At 40.7% G+C, this 2,810-nt stretch carries 3 protein-coding genes and 2 pseudogenes; all 5 read right to left on the bottom strand.

Going from position 1 to position 2,810, the window contains the following annotated elements; genetic code table 11:
* Positions 1 to 103: pseudogene (locus F7Y48_RS23480) on the bottom strand (N-acetyltransferase); the annotation flags it as partial.
* A 139-nt stretch (positions 104 to 242) separates the two neighbouring features.
* The gene (locus F7Y48_RS23475; protein ID WP_316685449.1) at positions 243 to 752 is read right to left on the bottom strand and encodes a hypothetical protein; all 510 of its coding nucleotides are present in this window, start codon (positions 750 to 752) and stop codon (positions 243 to 245) included.
* A gap of 227 nt (positions 753 to 979) precedes the next feature.
* A pseudogene (locus F7Y48_RS23470) lies at positions 980 to 1,360 on the bottom strand (nuclear transport factor 2 family protein).
* A gap of 134 nt (positions 1,361 to 1,494) precedes the next feature.
* Complete coding sequence (locus F7Y48_RS23465) at positions 1,495 to 2,079, bottom strand: hypothetical protein (RefSeq protein ID WP_140150327.1); 585 nt, start codon at positions 2,077 to 2,079, stop codon at positions 1,495 to 1,497.
* 171 nt (positions 2,080 to 2,250) lie between these two features.
* Positions 2,251 to 2,655 carry a GFA family protein gene (locus F7Y48_RS23460; RefSeq protein ID WP_258506961.1) on the bottom strand — a complete coding sequence of 135 codons (405 nt, stop codon included), beginning with the start codon at positions 2,653 to 2,655 and terminating at the stop codon, positions 2,251 to 2,253.
* Positions 2,656 to 2,810: the final 155 nt, after the last annotated feature.

Raw genomic sequence — 2,810 nt, 5'->3', positions numbered from 1 at the left:
TTTCTGATATTTGCTTGTCGCCAGCCAACTCTGAAACACGCTCAGCGTCAGACATAGAAAATGGTCTTAATATTAGTCTCTCACTTTCAATTGCTTGCTGCATAATTTCCCTATTCACATAACGCCCTGTTAAGGTGTGAGCAACGCAATACCGATGCCGCCGAATACCACCTTAAACACTAGACGCAACGCATAGTGAAAATGCCACGCGTTGCGAATCACTCTTAAACAGTTTGTTATGTTTATGAATCCGTCAGATACGCAATAACCTTTGGATCACGAAACATCGCTGACATTGCCTCAGCTAAAGTGTGACTAGCGGTATCGTTTACTGTATATCCGTTCTCACTGTATGCGGTGTAGACTGCACTGTAGTCGCTACCAATAGTCAAAGAAATTTTTGTTGTGCACGACGGTCCGAACATTCCTTTTTTGCAACTTAAATCATCGACCGACAACGACAGTTCTTTTTTAGGGTTATTCGAAGTTATTATGCCTTTTCTCTTAACCAATTCTTGCTCTGTTATTTCAATGAGAGTCTCGGTGAAATCAAACTTAGAGCCTGTTACTGCCATTAAATCCAAATCAGCAACAACTACCTCATCGTGACTAGATTGAGCGTTAGTCACCGAGATAGTCTCGTTAACATTGAATTCAATGAAAGGACTGATTTCCAAAACATCTGCTTCTGTCTTTAATGGTTGAACACAACCTGTAAGCATTATCGGAAGAAATACTATTACTTTTTTCATTTAACCAGCTACGCAACGTGTTGTTTAATTGGAAGGCGAAAGTAACAAATTGAAACTACAGAATATGGGATCGATATCACACATCAAAAGAGAAACATAACGCCCAATTAAGGTGTGAAGCACGCGACCACAACACTTAATTTGAACACCGTAAACACTGAACTAAACCCAATCCGAAAATGCCAAGCGTGCTGAATCACTCTTAAATTGTTTGTTAGGTGCGTAGCTTAACCTTGCACTAACCTAACCCATTTTGCCCGCCATGCCTGTGCTTCCATTGGGTCTGGCCAGAACTCTTTTTGCTTACTTATTAGGCTATTTTCAACAGTATGAAAAGTTATAGCACGTGCTTTTTGGACACCATCTGTAATTGATACATCAGTGACTACTGTTTCACCGTCGCAAACTACGGAGTGAACTGTAAACTCCCAAATACCATTCGCAGGGTAATAAGTATTGATAGCCGTGAAGTTGTCTCAGCCAATAATGAGTTCTCCCGACTGCGGCCAGAAACCCTCAAAATCTGGGCTAAGCCACTCGCTTGCTTTGGCAAAGTCATTTGTTTTCATCGCATCCCAAAAAGCTAGGACGACTTCCTTTGAGTTCATGATTTCCTCCAAGCACCTAACGCCTTGTTAAGGTGTGAGGCACGCAATACCGAAGCTTCCGCATACCGCCTTAACCACCAAACCTAACGCATAATAAAAATGCCACGCGTGCCGAATCACTCTTGAACAATTTGTTAGCTTTCGGATGCCGACGTAACACTGAGCTTACCTTCAATTTTATGCAATTGCTTATTTGTATTTTTGAGTTCCTCAACTAACTGTTTATCCCAATTGAAGTCGGAAATGTCAGTCTCACCAAACGCCTCGATAAATAGCTGAGAAGAACTAGTGTTCTTGGAAAATGAAAGTTTTGAATTTGCTCTCTTATACTTGGCAGTAACTACGATAGATTTTTTGCCAATATACTTTTTTAAACCTCCATATTGTCCCCACGTAATAACCATAGACTGATTAGGAGCCATGTAAGGAATTCCATCTACAATGGGGCCGGACTTCATAAGACTAGGCATATCCTTTGGTTCTTCAATTCCGAAAGCCTTACTTGGTAACGGCCGAGATGTTTCAAATACAATATTTTCAGCGGGTCCATTACCAATATTTTTAATAATTAAGTTTACAAATGATGGTCGTTTTTTGTCTGTATCGACATAAATGATGACTTCTGGGTCCGTCGAAGTCCGGTATACAACATATGTAATGATCGCTGACGCCGTTGCGATCAATGCCATAAATGTTGATATCCAATCAGAAATTTCCATCTTAAATCCTCCGAAAGAAAGCTAACGCCGCATTAAGTGGTGAGCAACGCAGACCACCAAACTTAAAGTAAGATGCCGTAAACACCGAAACTAAAGCAAACCAAAAATGCCGAGCGTTGGGAATCCGTCTTAAATGCTTTGTTATGAAGCAGTTGCGAAAGTGATGCGAACTTAAATTTTCTTTCTATCAGCCGGATGATTTACGCCATCCATGACTTCAATAGCACCTAATTCGTATGGATTTACACCCTCAAGACAACCAATGTTGTAGCCGTATTCGGTTGGTTCTGAACGTCTTTGGTGATGAGTATAAATGCCACAATTTGAACAAAAATAATGTTTAGCTGTTCCTGTGTTGAATTGATACAACTTTAGCTCAGATTCACCCTTGAGGATTTTAATATTAGCTAAAGGGACTGAGCCAACTATTGCCCCTTTTCTACGACAAATAGAACAGTCACAACGCCTCGGTTTTTCGATACCATTTGGCAAATACAACTCAAGCACAACAGTACCACAATGGCATGAAGCTCGATGATTTTCTTTGATTTCCGTATTTCCAACTTGTTTTACCATAGTTGATATTTCCTCCTGCTTCATAACGCCCTGCTAAGGGGTGAGCAACGCAATACCGAAGCCACTGCATACCACCTTAATCACTAAAATCAACGCATAGTAAAAATGCCACGCGTTGTGAATCCCTCTTGAGCAGTTTGTTAGCTTTCACACAC

Source organism: Vibrio sp. 2-1-2a, assembly GCF_032648565.1.
GTDB lineage: Bacteria > Pseudomonadota > Gammaproteobacteria > Enterobacterales > Vibrionaceae > Vibrio > Vibrio diabolicus.
This window is presented reverse-complemented; position numbering and strand designations above follow the sequence as displayed.

Coding starts and splice junctions, on each gene's coding strand:
- F7Y48_RS23475 (WP_316685449.1), bottom strand. CDS start 752: ATGAAAAAAGTAATAGTATTTCTTCCGATAATGCTTACAGGTTGTGTT.
- F7Y48_RS23465 (WP_140150327.1), bottom strand. CDS start 2,079: ATGGAAATTTCTGATTGGATATCAACATTTATGGCATTGATCGCAACG.
- F7Y48_RS23460 (WP_258506961.1), bottom strand. CDS start 2,655: ATGGTAAAACAAGTTGGAAATACGGAAATCAAAGAAAATCATCGAGCT.